Source organism: Paenibacillus sepulcri (assembly GCF_042647105.1).
Classification (GTDB): domain Bacteria; phylum Bacillota; class Bacilli; order Paenibacillales; family Paenibacillaceae; genus Paenibacillus_Z; species Paenibacillus_Z sepulcri.
This window is the reverse complement of sequence record NZ_JBHRUP010000001.1, coordinates 936,656-955,394: the sequence shown is the minus strand read 5'-3', so window position 1 is coordinate 955,394 and position 18,739 is coordinate 936,656. Positions and strand designations below refer to the sequence as shown.

The window sequence follows — 18,739 nt, the reverse complement described above, 5'->3', positions numbered from 1 at the left end:
GCATTTTCCGGATGACTGGACATCGGCAGCGGACAACGGTACAATGCAAATGTGATTGCTGAATAAACTTCAATCCTGAATGGACCTATAAGAAGGAGATGCTTGTGTATGTATGGGGAAATAACGGCAAGCGAGCTTGAAACACGTCTGCGTGAAGGGGAGAAGCTGAGCGTTATCGATGTCAGAGAGCCGGATGAGTGGCAATCGGGCCATATCGCCGAAGCGGTCAGCATCCCGTTGTCCGAGTTCGTGGAGCGTGTAGGAGAATTGACTGATTTTGAGGAGCCGATCTATCTGGTTTGCCGGAGCGGCAACCGCAGCGGCAAAGCCTGCGATTATTTGTCCGCTCAGGGCTATGAGGTTGTGAACATGGCTGGCGGTATGCTGAGCTGGCCTGGGGATGTAGTAACAGGAGAGTAAGGCAAGCCTCGATAACCGGTTTGATAGCCATAGCAGCATATAAGAGGAGCATCGGCGTAATTGCCGGTGTTTTTTTGTTTGGCGTGCCCAGAGGCACGCATTATCTAGTTGGTGAAAGTCCAACCAAGGGAGGGACCAAGCCACCCTTGTAGCTAGGATGCTTGCGCATGGCGAAATCTGTGCGTAAAAGCGCATCGACAAAAGTACTTGTCGGAGACAAGGCGAGCAACATACCAGGCCGTAACATGAAGTGAATCCTGCCGCATCGTCAAAAAGGCCTCGCGAGAGGAAAAAGGGGAAGCCGAGTCTTGCAAACGTAGACGAAGGCCAAGGAAGCTGTGCAGAACTTGGAACAACAGCGAAGGATCTCCCGGTGTAATGGGATCGGCATGGTAGGAAAGATAATGCAGTGAACTGGGGAGACCCTCCCCTGCACGAAAGCTTTTTTTTCGTAGCGAGAGACTCTATAAGTCAAAAAGACGAAGTGAGCCATCTGCAGGAAGGGAGTCCGAGGGGTGCATAGTACCGAAGAATGCAGGACAACACAACCTGCGGGAGGGAAGGCGCCCTGCTTTGTTCAAGCTTTTCAAGGAGGTACGAGTGAGTGAATGCCAAATGGCTAACGACACCTAGGGAAAAAGTTCAACAACTCCAAGAGAAGCTAGGTCATGCTGCCAAGATCAGCAAGCGTAGAAAGTTTCATGCACTGTACGACAAGGTTCATCGACTGGATGTCCTTCAGGAAGCGTGGCGAAGAGTGAGGGCAAATAAGGGTGCGGCAGGCGTAGACGGTGAGACCATGGCTGATATTGCAAAGATAGGTGAAGATCAATTCGTCGCACAATGCCAAGAACAACTGTTGAAGAATAGCTACCGTCCCCAGCCCGTTCGTCGCCACTACATTCCGAAGAAAGATGGACGAAAACGTCCGCTGGGCATTCCGACGGTGAGAGACCGCGTCGTACAAATGGCAACGAAACGGATTGTCGAACCGATCTTTGAAGCCGATTTTCAGGAATGCTCGTATGGCTTTTGACCAAAGCGCGGCGCAAAACAAGCGCTCGAGCGAATCCGCAAAGCATGCAACCGTAAAGGCAATTGGGTGGTCGACGTGGACATCCAAGGCTACTTCGACAACATGAACCAAGAGAAACGGATGAAGCTGGTGGAAATGAGAATCAGCGACAGACGTATACTCAAGCTGATCCGGCAAGGGCTCGGAGCAGGCGTGATGGAGGAAGGGCAAGTAAGACGGACCGACCTTGGCACGCCGCAAGGCGGCGTGATATCGCCGTTACTTGCGAACATCTACCTGAACTACTTCGATCTATTGTGGGAGAAACATGGCAAAGGAGTCGGAGAATTGACGCGGTATGCAGACGATTTCGTCGTGGTATGCAAGACAAGGAAGGACGCGCAACATGCGTGTAAGCTTATACAAACGATTATGGCGCGATTGGAACTGACCTTGCATCCGGAGAAAACGCGGATTGTGGGGCTATGGACGGGAGAAGAAGGGTTTGACTTCCTCGGCATGCACCACCGGAAGACAAAAGCGGAAACGGGACAGAAACGTGTGTATTACACGACCCAACAATGGCTCTGCGTAAAAGCAGAGAAGCATGTACGGGAAGTCGTAAAAGAACGACTCGCTCCGCCTAAGATGCGGCACGTTTCGTTCGAAGAACACGTGAGATGGCTCAACCTGAGAATACAAGGCTGGAAGAACTATTATGCGACGCCGTACAGCACGAAGTGGATGACGAAGCTAGATGGGTACATTCGGCAACGGTTAACGAAGTGGTACGCTAAGAAGCGCCAGCGTAGCAACTGGCGCAGTTCCGGACAAGAAGTGAAGTTACTTAGCCACATGCATAGATTAAAGGCGCTTGCGTAAATCGCATGCACATGAATGACGAACATCGGAAAGCCGTATGAGGGAAAACCTCACGTACGGTTTGATGAGGAGGGGCTGAAATTATTCAGTCCCTTACTCTAGTTCAGGAACGGCAAGTTGAATAAAGCCGGGATCCCGGGAGCAGCCAGCCTAGACAGACGCCGTATTGAACGGCGGTGGCTCATGAACCAGGCAAGATTATCGCCCGGATAATCATGAGGAGCGGAATTCCGCCATATAGTGAGGAATAGGACAATCCTTGAACGGTTTCGCAGGTGGCAGACAAAGTTTTTATCTGGGGGAAGGAGGGATGCATGATGCAAAAATATGGCGCAGAGGAAGTGCTGGATCTACGCATTGAGGGGATGAGCTGCACCGCGTGCGCGGTCAGAATTGAGAAGGCTGTTGGCAAGATGGATGGCGTATACGGAGTCTCCGTCCATTATGCCGGAAAATCAGCCAATATCCGTATCGCCGAAGGGCTGGTGAGCTCATCCTCCGTCATTGAGCGCATTGCCCAGCTCGGGTTCCATGCGTTCCCTTTCGGCGAGGAACAGACAGGTTTATCCGAAATCGGTTCTCTGCGTATGCGTTTTATTATTTCTGCGCTGCTCACACTCCCTCTGCTCTGGACTATGGCGCATCATTACAGCTGGCTGCAGGGGGTTCCCCTGCCTGTCATGCTGCAGGAGCCGCTGCTGCAGTTTGCGCTTGCATCCATCATACAGTTTTTCATCGGCATGCCTTTTTATTTTGGTTCCTATTATGCGCTGCGGGAGCGGACAGCTACGATGGATGTGCTTGTAGCCATTGGGACGACGGCTGCCTTCGGATACAGCTACTATGCGATGATGGCCGGCAAACCGCTATATTTTGAAACCTCGGCTGTTGTCATCACAGCCGTTCTGCTGGGGAAGCTGTTGGAAGCCGCTGCTTCCGAGAGGGTGATGTCGGAAGGAGAGGCATTTGCACAGCTGCAGCCCAAGGACGCGGTTATCGTGCGCGGCGGCATCCAGGAGAGAGTACCGCTTGCGCGAATCCGGACTGGCGAACATCTGCTGACTGAAGCGGGTATCCCATTGCCTGCTGACGGAGTATTGCTGGACGGAGAGACGGAGATCAATGAATCCTTTCTGACTGGCGAAAGCATGCCGGTGGTGAAAACAGCCGGCGACCAGGTATTTGCCGGTACGACGGCTGCGGTCTCCGGGCTGCATGTGCGAATCACAGCTGCCGGTGACGATACGCTGCTGAGCCGAATCGCGGCATTGACCCGCCAAGCTCAGTCGACCAAATCGACGATCGGCCGGAGAGTGGACCGCCTTTCCGCAATTTTCGTACCCGTCATGCTGGGGTTGTCCCTTGCAACACTGCTGCTTTGGCTGTTTGTGCTGCGCCCGGGCGACGCAGGGGCAGCGGGAATTCACGCGCTCGCGGTACTGCTGGCGGCCTGCCCCTGCGCGCTGGGGCTGGCTGCGCCCATATCGCTTGTTCTGGCCTCAGGCAAGCTTGCGCGGCGCGGGATTGTGCTCAAAGAGGCAGGCGCTCTGGAGCGTTTGGCGCAGCTGAATACGATTGTGCTCGACAAGACGGGCACACTTACCGAAGGACGTCCTGCCATTACCGCGATATTCCCGCTTCGCGGCTCCCGGAATGCGCTGCTGCGGCTTGCCGCCGCCGCGGAATCCCAGGCGCAGCATCCTTTTGCCGCGGCGATCAGAACCGCAGCGGAGAGGGCCGGGATTGACGTGCCACAGGCGGACGCGTTTCATTCTATGCCCGGCAAGGGCATTGGGGCGGTTGTGGAGGGAGAGCAGGTCCAGATCGGCAATGCGGCCTTTGCCGCAGAGCAGGGCTGGCAAATTAGCCCGAGCACAGCCATGTTTGCCAGCCATAGGGAGCTGGCCGGCGAAACCATTATTTACGCGGCGCGGGACGGGATATGCGCTGGCGCGTTTGCTTTCGCCGATCCGGTGAAACGGTCGGCTCCGGAGGCAGTCCGTTTGCTGCAAGCCGCGGGGGTCTCCGTCCTATTGGCGACGGGCGACCATTTGCCCGCTGCCAGGCATGCCGCACATGCTGTCGGCATAGCGGATTTCCATCCGTCCATGCTGCCGGAGCATAAGGCGGAGCTTGTCCGCAGTCTGCAGAAGAAGGGACAGGTAGTAGGCATGGCGGGAGACGGCTGGAACGATGCGCCAGCGCTGGCCGCAGCCCATGTCGGCATGGCTATGGGCAGCGGGACCAACGCTGCGCTGGATGCGGGCCATCTGACGCTGCTGCGTCCGAGGCTTACCGGTATACACGAGGCATTGGTCATCAGCCGTTTGACGGTGAGGAATATCCGCCAGAACCTTGGCTTTGCCTTTGTTTACAACATGGTTGTCATCCCTTTTGCGGCCTTCGGCGGACTGGAGCCATGGATGGCAGGAACGGCGATGGCGCTTAGTTCGGTATCTGTTGTCGGCAACGCGCTTCGGCTTAACTGGCAGATGAAGAGGGCTTTGGGAAAAAGCAGCGATGCCAGGAGGGTCGATCAGCAGCCTGTATAGACAAGCGGCGTATGAGAGTGATATATTTACACATGCACAACTGAATAGGATTAAAAACAGGTGCCGCAATCCGCTTTTTTGTTAAGATTTTCTGCGATTCGGCTTAATAGGGGAAGACCGGTGAGAAGCCGGCACGGACCCGCCACTGTAAGGAGCTCCCGATGATCCGCTTGGATTCGGGCCTGCTTCAAGTCAGACAACCTGCCTGTTTTTATATAAACGCTACCTACGAGGACTTAGGGAGGTGCTTAAAGATTGGCTTTGACACGGGTTCATATTATGAACGCTCCGCCTGACGAGGCGTTCCGTCAACAAGCCGCTGTTCGAAAGAACTAGAGCATTTCTGACACTTCCATGTCGGCGATGCTTTTTTTTGATATAAGGAAGTATAAATCCCACCATACTTTGCTTATATTTCTGAGGTGAAGAAGCTTGGCATAGCCGCCAGAAGGCCGCGACAGCCGTTTCTTCTTAGTTTGAGATGTACAAAATTATATTTTTTTAGGAGAGAGACGAATTGATGAATACTGTAAAACGAATATCCTGGACGAAATATTCTCTTATGCTGCTTCTCGCAGCCATGCTGCTGCTTACCGCAGCATGCGGAAACAGCAATACCAATACCAATAACACGGGCGGGTCCGGCACAAGCGTGGAAGATCCGGCAACGGCGACAGAAACCACGGCAAATGGCGGTACGGATCAATCCGGAACGGAAGAAGCGGCCGATAACGGTGCGGCCGATGCGGAAACAGCCGCAGGAGCAACCGTTTATCCGTTGACCGTCAAGGATGCTACAGATACAGAGCTTACTTTTGACCAGGCGCCTGCCAGAATCGTGACGCTTGTACCAAGTGAAACGGAAATCGTTTATGCTATTGGAGCAGGCGAGCAGGTCGTGGCTGTGGATGATTTCTCCAACTACCCGGAGGATGCTGCAGCCAAAGAGAAAATCGGCGGCATGGAAGCGAATGTTGAGAAAATCGTCAGCCTGAAGCCGGACCTGGTGCTTGCTTCTTCGGGAATGAACCAGCCGATTGTCGATAAGCTGCGTTCACTGAAGCTGACTGTATATGCAAGCGATCCGAAAACGTATGATGATGTCATAGCTAAAATCACGCAAATCGGTTCCATTATGGACAAGACCAAGGAAGCGGCTGAAGTAACCGGGCATATGCAGGACGTTCGCCAGCAGGTGACAGATGCGGTAAAGGATGCGCCAAAGCCCAAGGTATTCCTTGAATTCTCCCCTGGCTGGACGGTAGGGAAAGGCGAATTTCTTGACGAGCTGCTTACGATCGCAGGCGGCACCAATATTGCCGATCAACAGGGCTGGTATGAAATCGATCCCGAATCGGTCGTGAAAACGAACCCGGATGTGATTATCTACGCTTCCATGATCGTCAAGGAAGGCGAGAAAAATCCGATCCTGACAGGAATTGAAGGCCGTCCGGGCTGGAACACGATTGCGGCGATCAAGGACAAGAAGATTTACGAGGTCGACCAGGATCCTCTTGTGAGGGTTGGCCCCCGTCTTGCGGAAGGACTGCTGGAGGTAGCCAAAAAGCTGCATCCTGACCTGATCAAGTAAATGAAACTTAAACTGTACGTATTCGGAGGAGCAGCCATGCTCCTCCTTGTCGCATCTATTGTGGTCAGTATGTCGATTGGTTCAGCCGGACTTCCGCTGCGCGACGTATGGGGCATTCTCGTTCATCAGCTTCCCTGGATGGGCGGCGCGGAGGGCAAATGGGACGCGGGGGATATTGCTATTGTCACACAGCTCCGCCTCTCTCGCGTGCTGCTTGCTGTGATGGTCGGGGCCTGCTTATCCTTGGCCGGGGCCGGCTTCCAGGGTGTGCTGCGCAATCCGCTCGCAGACCCATTCACGCTAGGCGTGGCATCGGGCTGCGCGGTCGGCGCATCCTTCCTGATTCTCTTCGGCTATCAGACGGTTATCGGGATTTGGTCCATACCGCTGGTTGCTTTTATCACCGGCATCATAACGTTGATTATTGTGTTTGCCCTCTCGCGTGCGCGCGGAGCGGTGAATGTGGAGACCCTGATTTTATCGGGCGTGATCGTGCAGGCCTTTCTTGGCGCCTTCGTCACATTTATGGTTTCCTTGTCGCAAGGGGTTGTCAATGAAATTATGTTCTGGCTGATGGGCAGCCTGAGTGCGCGCGGCTGGGAGCATGTGCAGCTCATTTTTCCTTTTCTGATCATCGGTCTTCCTGTACTCATCCGCTATTCACAGCCGCTTAATATGTTTGCTTTTGGCGAGCGCCACGCGGCTTATATGGGGATTGACGTGGAACGGACGAAGATCATTGTACTTATTGTCTCTACGTTACTGACCGCTGTGGCGGTATCGATCTCCGGCGTGGTCGGATTTGTAGGGCTGGTTGTTCCGCATCTGCTGAGGCTGCTGGTCGGACCGGATTACCGTATTATTATTCCGCTGTCGGCCGTTGGCGGCGGCATCTATCTGCTGTGGGCCGATACGCTGGCGCGGACGGCGCTGAGTCCCAAGGAGATATCGCTGGGTGTAGTCACAGCCTTGATCGGAGCGCCATTCTTCGCCTATCTGTTGTACAGGCGCAAGGTGCAGCGGGGAGGGGCATTATGATCGAAGCGATCGGGCTTGAGAAATCAATCGGCGGGACACGCATCCTGAACGGAATATCGTTCAAGCTGGAAGCTGGGCGGATGTACGGGATTATCGGGCCGAACGGCGTTGGCAAATCGACTCTGCTGCAGCTCTTGGCTGGCGTTGAATCGCCGACTGCTGGAAAGCTGCTTCTTGAAGGTATTCCTGCGGAGCGGTACGGCCGAAAGTCCTTGGCCAAATGGCTCGCGGTGCTGCAGCAGGGCGGCCTTGCGGCTGTTGGCTTCACAGTCCGCGAGGTAATCGGCATGGGACGGTATCCCTTCCAGAACTGGATGGGCGATGAGAAGACAGATGCCGGGCCGCTGATCGATGAGGCTATTTCCGCGATGGGGCTTGACGAGCTGCAGCATCGGCGGATAGATCAGCTGAGCGGCGGGGAGCGGCAGCGCGTTGCCTTGGCCAAGGTCATGGTGCAGCAGCCAAGACTTCTGCTGCTTGATGAGCCGACCACTTATCTGGATATCGGCTACCAGATGCAGATGCTGGATACGGTAAAAAGCTGGCAGCAGGAACGCGGGATGACGGTTGTGGCTGTGCTGCATGATTTGAACTTGGCAGCCCAGTATTGCGAGGAACTGCTTGTACTCAGCGAAGGACGAGTTGAAGCTTTTGGGACGCCGGCTGCTGTCATGAGCGAGGACATGATCTGGCGCGTGTATGGAGCAAGGTCCGTTGTGCTGCCGCATCCGCAAACCGCTGTGCCGCAGCTTCTATTGCTGCCGGGCAGAGCTTCTGCCAGGCAGGGATAAAGGAAGGGAGATAACGAAATATGAATGAAGCGAAGCTGAATATGCTCATCCAGGGCATTGATCCTGTGAGCAAGGAGACGGTTGAGGCTGCGGAGCAGCATCTGAACAATCTGACCAAGCCTCCGGGAAGTCTAGGCAGGCTTGAGGCGATAGCAGCTCAAATAGCCGGAATAACCGGCGAACTGGCACCGGACTTGTCAAAGCGGGCGGTTGTCGTAATGGCAGCCGACCATGGGGTTTGCGAAGAGGGCGTAAGCGCGTTCCCTTCCGAGGTGACAGCACAGATGGTTTTGAATTTTCTGGCAGGCGGAGCGGCAGTTAATGTTCTGGCCCGTCAGGCAGGAGCGCTGGTCAGCTGCGTCGATATCGGGGTGAAGTCAGAGCTTGAGCATCCGCATCTGATCAAGCGGAAGGTACGCGCGGGCACGGCTAATATGGCGAAAGGGCCAGCCATGTCCCGTTCGGAGGCCCTGCAGGCAATTGCAGCAGGCGCAGAACTGGCGAATGAGCTGGCCGCGGACGGGTATCGGATGTTTGCGACGGGCGAGATGGGAATTGGCAATACGACGGCAAGCGCAGCTATATCCACGCTGCTGGCCGGAATGGATCCGGATGCCGCGGTCGGACGGGGGACCGGTATCGATGAAGAACGCCGCAGGCATAAGGTCGATGTGGTCCGCCTGGCGATCACGGTCAACAAGCCGGATCCTTCAGATCCGCTTGATGTGCTGGCCAAGGTCGGCGGACTCGAGATTGCCGGTCTGGTCGGCGTCATTCTCGGGGCAGCAGCCAGCCGCTGCCTTGTCCTCATTGACGGATATATTTCCTCGGCTGCCGCGCTGGTGGCCTGCCGGCTGGCGCCGCAGGCGCTTCCCTATATGCTGGGCTCCCATCTCTCCAACGAGCAGGGTCATGGCGAGCTGCTGGGACGCATCGGGATCTCGCCGATGATTCACTTGGACATGCGTCTGGGTGAAGGAACCGGGGCGGTGCTGGGTTTTCATTTTGTTGATGCTGCGCTTGCTGTAATGAGAGAGATGGCGACTTTTGAGAGTGCCGGAATCTCTCGCGGGTAATTCCGGTTCACGAGGATGGGACAGAGAAAGGAAGAATAGCAATGGCGGTAATGATTACAGGCGGCGCACGCAGCGGAAAAAGCGATTTTGCCGAGCGCTATGCCATGCAGATGGCGGACAGCGGCATCTATATTGCCACCTCCCAGAGCTGGGATGATGAGATGACGCAGCGGATAACGCAGCATCAACGCTCGCGTGAAGCGGCCGATTTTCGCTGGCAAACCATCGAGGAGCCGCTTGAGCTTGCCCCGGTTTTGCTGCGCTTGGAGAAAGATGCCGCAGAGAGAGGGCCAGACTGGCGGCGGCCTGCCGTCCTGGTGGATTGTCTGACCTTGTGGCTGACTAATTGGATGCTCCGGCTGGATGCCGCCGGACAGAATGCCTCCGCAGCGGACGCTGCCGATGAAGGAGATTACGGAGGTTTGATGCCGCCGGATACCATTGAAGCCGTTGTTGACAAGCTGCTGTCCGGGATTGCTGCATACAGTGGCCCGCTGCTGCTGGTAACCAATGAAGTGGGGAGCGGCATTGTTCCGGCTTATCCGCTCGGCCGCCGGTTTCGCGATGAAGCGGGCCGCCTCAACCGCAGGCTGGCGGCGCAGTGCGATCAAGCCTTTCTTGTTGTGGCCGGTTTTGCGCTGGATTTGAAAGCACATGCTTTCCGATTGGAGGAGCGCTGAAGGTGCTGTTCTATTCGCTGCCTGAAACCTTGCTCCTGGTCGCGGCCGCGATTGTCATCGATTGGATTATTGGCGATCCGAAATGGCCGATGCATCCGGTCATCTGGATCGGGAAATTCATCAGCGCCCTGGAGAAACGGCTATATCCGACTGGGGCGGAGCTTCCTCCGCTTAAGCTGAAGGGACGGGGGATTCTGCTTGCGGCAGTCACCACGCTGTTGTCTTTCGCCATCATGTGGCTGATTACGGCTGTGGCGGATTGGATCCACCCTTGGATCGGATATGCCGTATCTTGCTGGTTTATTTCCACGACGATTGCTGTAAAGGGGCTCAAGGACGCCGCGATGCAGGTATATCGTCCTCTTGTGTCGGGGGATCTTGAGCAGGCGAGAAAATACGCTGGCTATATCGTCAGCAGGGACACCAAGGCGATGACGGAAGCCGACGCTGCCAGAGCTGCGGTGGAAACGGTCGCGGAGAATACCGTGGATGCGTTTGTTTCTCCTTTATGCCTCGCCCTCATCGGGGCGGCTCCGCTTGCGATGCTGTACAGATCGGCGAATACACTGGATTCCATGGTCGGCTACCGCAATGACCGCTATCTTCATCTGGGCTGGGCGTCCGCCAGGCTGGATGATATCCTGAATTTCATTCCGGCCCGGATATGCGGACTGCTGCTGGCTCTGGCTGCCTGGCTGACGCCAGGCTTGTCGGCAGGCAGAGCGCTCGGTGCGATCCGTATTTTTGCCAGCCTTCATCCAAGCCCAAACAGCGGCATTCCCGAATCGGCCGTCGCAGGCGCGCTGGGGATCGAGCTTGGCGGGCGCAATGTTTATTTCGGAAAAGTCAGCGAACGGGCGCGTCTAGGTTGGCCCTTGCGGACTCTCGAAGCAGGGGATATTATCCTGACCATCCGGCTGCTTTATCTGGTAAGTCTATTTTGGTTTGCGGGGGTGGTTCTGCTATGGTGCGGGATTCGCTGAAAGCACAGCTGCAGGCTGTCGGGGCCGCCTTTCAATTCATGACACGTATTCCGGTTCCCGTTGAAATTCCCTTCACTCCTGCCGTACTGGCAAGAAGCACAGTCTATTATCCGCTTGTTGGGCTTGTGATAGGAGGCATTACCGCTGCTGCCGGATGGCTTCTGACGCTGGCTGTTCCCGCTCTTCCAGCTGCCGTATTAATTCTGCTGATCTGGACGGCGCTCAGCGGCGCTCTTCATCTGGACGGACTGATGGATAGCGCGGATGGCGTGCTCAGCCATCGCCCGAGGGAGCGGATGCTTGACATTATGAAGGACAGCCGGGTTGGGGCTATGGGCGTCATGGCTGCTATTTTTCTGCTGCTGCTGAAATTTGCCACGCTCTCGGCGCTTCTGGAGGGTGAGGGCGGATGGCTGGAGGCTGCGCCTCTAGTGGTTATGGTATGCGGCTGGAGCCGGCTGTGGGTGGTGTGCTCGATGGCGGGATGGCCGTTCGCCAGACCGGGCGAAGGGCTTGCCGTGTTATTCCGGACGGTGCGCAAAAAGCACGTAATAGCTGCGTCAGCAATGCAGCTTACTTTTGTTATCATTATCGGCATCGCATGCGGCTGGTCATGGCCGGATATCGGGCTGATTCTCGTTGTCCACGGAGGGCTTGCGCTGCTTTGCGGGACGTTGCTTTCCCGGTACTTCACCCGCAAATTAGGCGGATTGACCGGCGATACCTATGGTGCGCTCAATGAAATATTGGAATGCATGCTGCTTTTTGCCCTGCTTTGGCTGGTTCGATAGCTGCGGCTGCTGCGGTCAGCGAGGCAGTCAAAGCTGGACTGGTCCATCATTAAATAATATCTTTGCTCATATAAGGAGGCCAGTCCTGGATGCTGGAGAGATTCGGTCATGGCGGAGACCTGTTAACCGCCCAGGAGCTGTTCGGCATCGGGGCCGGGAGCTTTACCGATTTAAGCGCCAATATGAACCCGCAGGGTCCGCCTGCCTGTGTTGCCAGTCTTCTGGCGGATTACGCACAAACGATTGGACATTATCCCGATCCCGCAGCAAGAGGGCTCATTCACAAACTGGCCGATCATCATGGGGTAAGCGGGAGCGCAATTCTGGCCGGCAACGGTGCTGCGGAGCTGATCGATCTGACGGTGCGGCTGCTGCAGCCGAAGGTGACGATCGTGACTGCTCCGAGCTTCGTCGAGTACGGCGATGCCGCCATAAAATGCGGAAGTGCCGTCAAGAAGCTCGCGCTGTCGGAGGAAGAGGGATTCCGGCTGACGCTGCAGCAGGTATCCGATATGCTGGCCTCCCTGCGCGCGGAGGGAGTCGGCGCCGGGGAAGCATTATGGTTTCTGGGCTCTCCCAATAATCCGACCGGCCAACTGTCAGATCCTGCGATTATCCGGGAGCTTCTGGGAGAAGGCGAGAGGGTTGTGATGGACGAGGCTTTCATGGATTTTGTTCCGGGGGCGGCGGCATTCAGCTTACTGAAGGAAGCGGCCATTCATGGGAATTTGATCGTCATCCGCTCGCTGACCAAATTTTACGCGATTCCCGGTATTCGATTGGGCTATATGGTCGCAATTCCGGCAACGATTGCCCGGCTCAAGGCGCTTCAAGTGCCCTGGAGCGTAAATTCGCTGGCTCAGCAAATCGGCGAAGCGGTGCTTGGCGATGAGGAATACCGGCGAAGCACCATGGATTGGCTTGCGGAGGAGCGCCCATGGCTGGCCGTGCAATTGAAGCGACTCGGTCTGGCGGTGTACGAAGGAGCCGCAAATTACATTTTATTTGCATTGCCACAGCAGCATTCGCTTGATGCAAGGTCCCTTCAGCAGCAGCTGGGGCTTCGCGGCATACTGATCCGTGATGCCTCGCTGTTCGAAGGTCTGGATGAGCGCTACTGCCGGGTAGCGGTGCGGTTCCGGGAGGATCATATCCGGCTGCTGGAGGCGTTGAAGCCTTTGCTGGAACAGGGATGAACGGAACGCTTGAGAAGACCTGTCACCGGATATATAAATACCCGGACCGGTTCAAATTGGATGAGCAGGAGTATACTCGCCGATCCGATTAGTCTGCAAATAAAGAAGGGACAGGTGAAGATGGACGACGACAAGGCTTTGCCGAAACAAGCGAGAACCATTATGCTGCAGGGAACCGCTTCAGATGTGGGCAAAAGCCTGCTTACTGCTGCCCTGTGCCGCATTTTCAAAGAAAATGGCTGCCGCGTGGCACCCTTCAAATCGCAAAATATGTCCTTGAACTCCTATGTGACCTGGGACGGCAAAGAGATTGGCAGAGCACAGGGCATGCAGGCAGATGCCTGCGGGATCTTGGCCACAACAGATATGAACCCGATTCTGCTGAAGCCCAAGAAGGAAATGGTCTCGCAGGTTGTTCTGCACGGCAAGCCGCTGGGGGATTATGCCGCCGCCGTATACCGGGAGAAGTTTCTCTTTAGCGCCGGACCCATTATACAAGAGTCGCTGCGCACGCTGCGCGGGTCTTATGACGTTGTCGTTCTGGAAGGCGCCGGAAGCCCTGCGGAAATCAATCTGAAGGATCGGGACATTGTGAATATGAAGGCTGCGAAGTGGGCGGAAGCGCCTGTCATTCTCGTGGCGGATATTGATCGCGGCGGCATGTTCGCTTCCATCGTCGGCACGCTCGAGCTTCTGGAGGAGGACGAGCGTGAACGCGTCTGCGGGTTTATCGTAAACAAATTCCGCGGCGATGTTTCGCTGCTGCAGCCCGGGCTGGATTGGCTGGAAGCCAAAACCGGCAAGCCGGTGCTTGGCGTGGTGCCTTATCTGCCGGATGTCGGGCTGGAAGATGAGGATTCGTTATCGCTTGATAATGCGGTAAGGGGAATGGCGGCGGCAGCTCAGGCATACCCCGCAGCAGAAGCTCAAGGCAAACTGGATATCGCCGTGCTTCGTCTGCCGCATATTTCGAATTTTACAGACATTGATCCGCTGCGCAGCGAGCCGGATGTACAGCTTCGGTTCGTCTCCACGGCGCAGCAATGGGGCGAGCCGGACGCGGTAATCATCCCCGGAAGCAAAAACACGGTCGATGATCTGTTATATTTGCGCGAAAGCGGGCTCGCCGCGCGTCTGGAGGAGCATGTCCGCAGCGGCGGGTATGCAGTCGGAATATGCGGAGGATATGAGATGCTCGGAGAACGGCTGCTGGACCCGCTTCTTACCGAATCCGACCGCGGCGAGACTCATGGCTTCGGCTGGTTTGGTTTCGACGTGACGTTCGCCGCTGAGAAACGGACGGAGAGAGTGAAGGGAAGTGCCTGGCTTCCCGGCCTGGAGCGCGATTATCCCGTGGAAGGCTTTGAAATTCATACGGGCCGGGTGAATTGGCATAAGGCTGGGGATCTGGTGGAAGCCGGAAGCAGGATATCTTCAGGAGGACGGCTCAACCCGGCGGAACGAAGGCCTTTTAAGCTGACACCCGCCGGGCTGACGGCACCAGGCAATGGAGAGATCCGGCTGCCCCGGCAGCAGGCAGGAGAAGGCCAGCTGACGCGGTACGAGTCGGAAGGTGTACGAGCCGGCGATAAAGTGAACCAGCTGGCAAGGCGTCATTCGGCTGGTGAACAAGCCTGCGGTGAGGAGGCTCGCCTGTCCGGGCATCAGTCGGCTGGTGGACAAGCTTGGAGTGAAGAGGCTCAATTGCCCAGGCATCATTCGGCTGGTGATCGAACCGTCGGTGAAGAGGCTGCCTTCGATTATGACGGCTGCGTATCCGCGGACGGCCGCGTATGGGGAACCTTTCTGCATGGCGTGCTGCATAATGATGATTTCCGCAGAGGCTGGTTGAATCTGCTGCGCTCGGTGAAAGGCTGGGAGCCTTTATCCGTTGGCGTACGCGTCAATGAGCTTCGCGAGGAAGCGTTCAACCGGCTTGCAGTTCATGTGAGGGCGCATGTGGACATACCAAGGATCACAGCCATTATGGGATTGAAGGAGCCGGGGACAGACAGAGGAGGCGAAGCGTAAATGACCCAGCCTTTTCGAAGTGCGGATAGACGCAGTTATTTATCGGAGTGCTGGCGGGAGATCCAGATCAGGCATGAAGAAGATGCGATTATCATTACCTGCGCCAGGCCGCTGGAGACGATCAGCAGTGCGGTGCTCGGCGGTGGTTTCTCGATAACCGAACGGATCATCAATTGGAAGGTTCCGCTTGCCTATGACTGTTCGGATCCTGTACATGATCTGCATATGATGCTGAGCGAGCGGGGATATCCGCCGCAATCCACGGTGGGTATGCTGACAGCTGCGAAGCTGACGCATGCCTCCATTACCGAGATGCGAGGCGATGAATTTACCATCGTATGCTGCACCACCGCTGGCACTAGCAATGCGGCAAGAGCAGGATTGCTTCGCCCTGTCTTCTCTTCTTATACAGCGGGAACGATAAATTCGGTTGTGCTGATTGACGGACGGATGACGCCGCCTGCAATGGTGAATGCCGTGATTACCGCAACGGAAGCCAAGGCGGCTGCGCTCGCCGACCTCGGTATTGCCGATTCGCTTCATGGCCTTGCCGCCACAGGCACGACAACCGATGCGATCGTGATTGGCGCAAGCCAGTCGGAGCGTTATCTCGGACTTCATGCCTATGCTGGAGCAGCGACAACAATCGGCAATGCGGTTGGACGAATGGTTTATGAAAGTGTGTACGAGGCTGTCTCAACGCAGAAGGAATAGCATTCCTTCTGGAACCGTCCATGAATATGGATAAGAGGCGTCTTAGCTTTATGACCAGTCTGTCAATCCTGCAGGAAGCACAAAAAGAGCAGGAACCGCGGTTCCTGCTCTTGATTTAGATTGCATAACATTCATAAGTGGCGGAGCTGACGGGATTCGAACCCGCGGTCTCCTGCGTGACAGGCAGGCATGTTGGGCCACTACACCACAGCTCCATGCAATAAGACAAGGCATATCATACCATGCCAGCCTGTCCATGTGCAATGTCTTTTTATTTATTATATTTTTAGAAAGTGTATAATGGGCGATACGTTGCTTGCATGGCATGTTTGATTATCTCTTCCGGTTGTGAAACACTATAATAGAAACATTGATTTGACCATAAGCATGGCAGCCATGCTGATTTGATAGAGGAGAATGAAATGGATGGATCTTCAGCATACAAACCATGACAATGAGGTGCTCCCGATCGATGCCCTGCTCCCGGAGTTGAGGGAACATCTGTCGATCGGGCACAGCGCGGTGCTGATTGCCGCTCCCGGCGCCGGGAAGACAACGCGTGTCCCGCTTGCGCTTCTGGATGCGCCATGGCTTGGGGGACAGCGTATCTTGATGCTGGAGCCCAGGCGTCTGGCGGCCCGCGCGGCGGCCCGCTACATGGCAGCTTCGCTTGGCGAGCAGCCTGGCGAAACGGTCGGCTATCGGGTAAGAATGGACACGAAGGTGGGGCCGGCAACCCGTATTGAAGTCATTACAGAGGGCGTGCTGACACGAATGCTTCAATCGGATCCTTCGCTAGAGGGCGTCGGGATCGTTATATTTGACGAGTTTCATGAACGCCATCTGCATGCCGATCTGGGACTTGCACTCTGTCTTCAGATGCAGTCGCTCTTGAGGGAGGATCTGCGGCTGCTTGTCATGTCTGCCACACTGGAAGGAGGGCGGGTATCGGCATTGCTCGGCGGCGCTCCGGTTGTCCGCAGCGAGGGCCGCGCTTTTCCGGTCGAGACGCATTATGCTCCAAAACGGCTGGAGGGCCGCATCGAGGAAGCTGTCGCACGGACCGTAACCGACGCTGTCCGCAGTCATGACGGGGATGTGCTTGTCTTCCTGCCCGGGGCGGGCGAGATCCGCCGTGTCCAGGGACTGCTTGGCGGGGCATCATCGGCACTTGGAGCCCATGTGCGGGTGATGGCGCTCCACGGCAGCATGCCCGCGGAGGCGCAGGATCTGGCGATTGCCGCATCCCGGCCGGGCGAGCGTAAAATTGTACTGGCTACCACAATAGCGGAATCCAGCGTGACGGTGCGGGGTGTGCGTATTGTTGTCGACAGCGGTCTTAGCCGCGTGCCGAGATTCTCGCCGCGGACGGGCATGTCGCGGCTGGAGACGGTTGCTGTTTCTGCCGCGTCTGCCGATCAGCGGCATGGCCGGGCAGGGAGGGAAGCGCCGGGCGTCTGCTACCGGCTGTGGACGGAGCATGAGCACCGGCAGCTGAGGCCGCAGAGCGAGCCGGAGCTGCTGGAAGCCGATCTGGCACCGCTGGCGTTGGAGCTGGCGGTTTGGGGCGCTGCCGAGCCGGACGATCTCGCCTGGCTCGATCCGCCCCCGGCTGCGGCGTATGCGCATGCGAGGGAGCTGCTGCGCGAGCTTGGCGCTTTGGATGCCGGGAACAAGCCGACCCGGCATGGCCGGGCTATGGCCGAGCTTGGCATGCATCCGCGGCTGGCCCATATGGTGCTGGAGGCGGACAAGCTGGGCTATGGCGCCACCGCCTGCGAGCTGGCTGCGCTTCTCAGCGATCGCGATCCGCTTCGCAGCACTGTCCGCAGCATTGATATGCGGCTGCGGCTGGAAGCGCTGCATGGCCATCCTCCGGGCGCAATGGATGATGCGGTAATGAGGCGAATTGCCTCCGAAGCCCGGGAATGGAGGCGGGCAGCGGGGATTTCTCCCCCGGCGGCAGGCGCGAATTCCGCTGCCGGCGGTGTAGACAGCTGCGGGCTGCTGCTGGCGCTGGCCTATCCGGACCGGATTGCTCAGCGCCGGAACGACGGCCGCTTCCTGCTGCGCAGCGGGCGCGGCGCAGTCATCCGGGAGCTGCAGCCGCTGTCGGGAGCGGCCTATCTGGCTGCGGCCGAGCTTGAAGACAGCGGGACGGACAGCAGGATGCTGCTCGCCGCGCCGGTCACCCTGACAGAGCTGGAAGAGATAATGGGCAAGCAGATCATTGACGATGCCGAAGTGCTATGGGACCGTTCGGCTCAAGCTGTCCGCGCCAGGCGCAAGCGGCGGTTGGGCGCGCTTGTGCTCAAGGAAAGCCAGCTGGCCGATGCGGATCCTGCCCTGGTAGCCCAGGCGCTCATGAACGGCATAGCCGAGCTTGGGCTCGAGGTCCTTCCCTGGACGAGGCAGGCCAGACAGCTCCAGGCCCGTATTGAATTGATGCATGCGCATAACGGAACCTGGCCTGATGTTTCCGACCAATCGCTGATGGCCGGGATGCCGAAGTGGCTCGCCCCTTATATTGGCGGGATGCGCAGCCGATCGGATCTGGCAAGAATCAATCTGGTGCCGATCCTCGAATCCCAGCTTTCCTGGCAGGAGCGCCAGGAGCTGGACCGGGAAATTCCAACCCATATGACCGTGCCCAGCGGCTCGCGTATTCCCGTCGATTACAGCAACCCGTCAGCTCCCGTACTCGCTGTCCGCCTGCAGGAGGTATTCGGCTGGCAGCAGACGCCCCGGATTGCCGGCGGCAAGCTGCCGTTAACGATCCATCTTCTGTCGCCCGCCCAGCGTCCGGTGCAGGTGACAAGCGATCTGGCAAGCTTCTGGCAGGGGGCTTACTTCGAGGTGAAGAAGGATCTGAAGGGGCGTTATCCCAAGCATTATTGGCCGGATAACCCTCTTGAAGCCCAACCGACGAACCGGACCAAACCGCGGATGTAAGAAAATATTTGTAATCGTTTAAAAATT

The 18,739-nt window shown here is 56.8% G+C and carries 15 protein-coding genes, 1 tRNA gene, 1 pseudogene and 1 riboswitch; of the genes and pseudogenes, 16 read left to right on the top strand and 1 reads right to left on the bottom strand.

What is annotated here, in order from left to right:
* Window positions 1-108: 108 nt before the first annotated feature.
* From ACFOLF_RS04235 to ACFOLF_RS04165, 15 genes and pseudogenes are all read left to right on the top strand, one after another.
* Window positions 109-420, top strand: a complete 312-nt coding sequence (locus tag ACFOLF_RS04235) for a rhodanese-like domain-containing protein (protein ID WP_210041047.1) — start codon at window positions 109-111, stop codon at window positions 418-420.
* A gap of 604 nt (window positions 421-1,024) precedes the next feature.
* Window positions 1,025-1,456, top strand: coding sequence for a hypothetical protein (locus ACFOLF_RS04230; protein WP_379219401.1), 432 nt, complete (start codon window positions 1,025-1,027; stop codon window positions 1,454-1,456).
* Window positions 1,457-1,474: 18 nt separating this feature from the next.
* Window positions 1,475-1,948, top strand: a pseudogene (locus tag ACFOLF_RS04225) (reverse transcriptase domain-containing protein); the annotation flags it as partial.
* Between the two features lie 6 nt (window positions 1,949-1,954).
* Window positions 1,955-2,317 (top strand): group II intron maturase-specific domain-containing protein, encoded by a 363-nt coding sequence (locus tag ACFOLF_RS04220; protein WP_379219612.1) that lies wholly within the window; start codon window positions 1,955-1,957, stop codon window positions 2,315-2,317.
* Window positions 2,318-2,631: 314 nt separating this feature from the next.
* On the top strand, window positions 2,632-4,869 hold the full coding sequence (locus ACFOLF_RS04215) for a heavy metal translocating P-type ATPase (RefSeq protein ID WP_210039670.1): 2,238 nt from the start codon (window positions 2,632-2,634) through the stop codon (window positions 4,867-4,869).
* A gap of 51 nt (window positions 4,870-4,920) precedes the next feature.
* Window positions 4,921-5,083, top strand: a riboswitch (cobalamin riboswitch).
* Between the two features lie 306 nt (window positions 5,084-5,389).
* Entirely contained in the window at window positions 5,390-6,460 is a 1,071-nt protein-coding gene (locus tag ACFOLF_RS04210; protein WP_210039989.1) for an ABC transporter substrate-binding protein, read from the top strand.
* A complete protein-coding gene (locus ACFOLF_RS04205) occupies window positions 6,461-7,498 on the top strand; it encodes a FecCD family ABC transporter permease (protein ID WP_210039671.1) in 1,038 nt (345 codons plus the stop codon).
* On the top strand, window positions 7,495-8,289 hold the full coding sequence (locus tag ACFOLF_RS04200; protein WP_210039672.1) for an ABC transporter ATP-binding protein: 795 nt from the start codon (window positions 7,495-7,497) through the stop codon (window positions 8,287-8,289). Before ACFOLF_RS04205 ends, ACFOLF_RS04200 begins: the two co-directional genes overlap by 4 nt.
* Before the next feature lie 20 nt (window positions 8,290-8,309).
* Entirely contained in the window at window positions 8,310-9,365 is a 1,056-nt protein-coding gene (gene cobT / locus ACFOLF_RS04195; RefSeq protein ID WP_210039673.1) for a nicotinate-nucleotide--dimethylbenzimidazole phosphoribosyltransferase, read from the top strand.
* A 41-nt stretch (window positions 9,366-9,406) separates the two neighbouring features.
* Entirely contained in the window at window positions 9,407-10,045 is a 639-nt protein-coding gene (gene cobU / locus ACFOLF_RS04190) for a bifunctional adenosylcobinamide kinase/adenosylcobinamide-phosphate guanylyltransferase (RefSeq protein ID WP_210039674.1), read from the top strand.
* Window positions 10,046-10,047: 2 nt separating this feature from the next.
* Window positions 10,048-11,028 carry an adenosylcobinamide-phosphate synthase CbiB gene (gene cbiB, locus ACFOLF_RS04185; protein ID WP_210039675.1) on the top strand — a complete coding sequence of 327 codons (981 nt, stop codon included), beginning with the start codon at window positions 10,048-10,050 and terminating at the stop codon, window positions 11,026-11,028.
* Window positions 11,010-11,819: an adenosylcobinamide-GDP ribazoletransferase gene (gene cobS, locus ACFOLF_RS04180; RefSeq protein ID WP_210039676.1), complete on the top strand. Its 810-nt coding sequence runs from the start codon at window positions 11,010-11,012 to the stop codon at window positions 11,817-11,819. Before cbiB ends, cobS begins: the two co-directional genes overlap by 19 nt.
* Before the next feature lie 89 nt (window positions 11,820-11,908).
* Entirely contained in the window at window positions 11,909-13,015 is a 1,107-nt protein-coding gene (gene cobD, locus ACFOLF_RS04175; RefSeq protein ID WP_210039677.1) for a threonine-phosphate decarboxylase CobD, read from the top strand.
* Window positions 13,016-13,135: 120 nt separating this feature from the next.
* The gene (locus ACFOLF_RS04170) at window positions 13,136-15,046 is read left to right on the top strand and encodes a cobyric acid synthase (protein WP_379113353.1); all 1,911 of its coding nucleotides are present in this window, start codon (window positions 13,136-13,138) and stop codon (window positions 15,044-15,046) included.
* A complete protein-coding gene (locus ACFOLF_RS04165) occupies window positions 15,047-15,760 on the top strand; it encodes an adenosylcobinamide amidohydrolase (protein WP_210039678.1) in 714 nt (237 codons plus the stop codon). It begins immediately after the preceding gene.
* A gap of 138 nt (window positions 15,761-15,898) precedes the next feature.
* Here ACFOLF_RS04165 and ACFOLF_RS04160 read toward each other — a convergent pair.
* A tRNA-Asp gene (locus ACFOLF_RS04160) sits at window positions 15,899-15,975 on the bottom strand.
* Between the two features lie 211 nt (window positions 15,976-16,186).
* Between ACFOLF_RS04160 and hrpB the strand changes: the two genes are divergently transcribed.
* The gene (hrpB, locus tag ACFOLF_RS04155) at window positions 16,187-18,712 is read left to right on the top strand and encodes an ATP-dependent helicase HrpB (RefSeq protein ID WP_210039679.1); all 2,526 of its coding nucleotides are present in this window, start codon (window positions 16,187-16,189) and stop codon (window positions 18,710-18,712) included.
* Window positions 18,713-18,739: the final 27 nt, after the last annotated feature.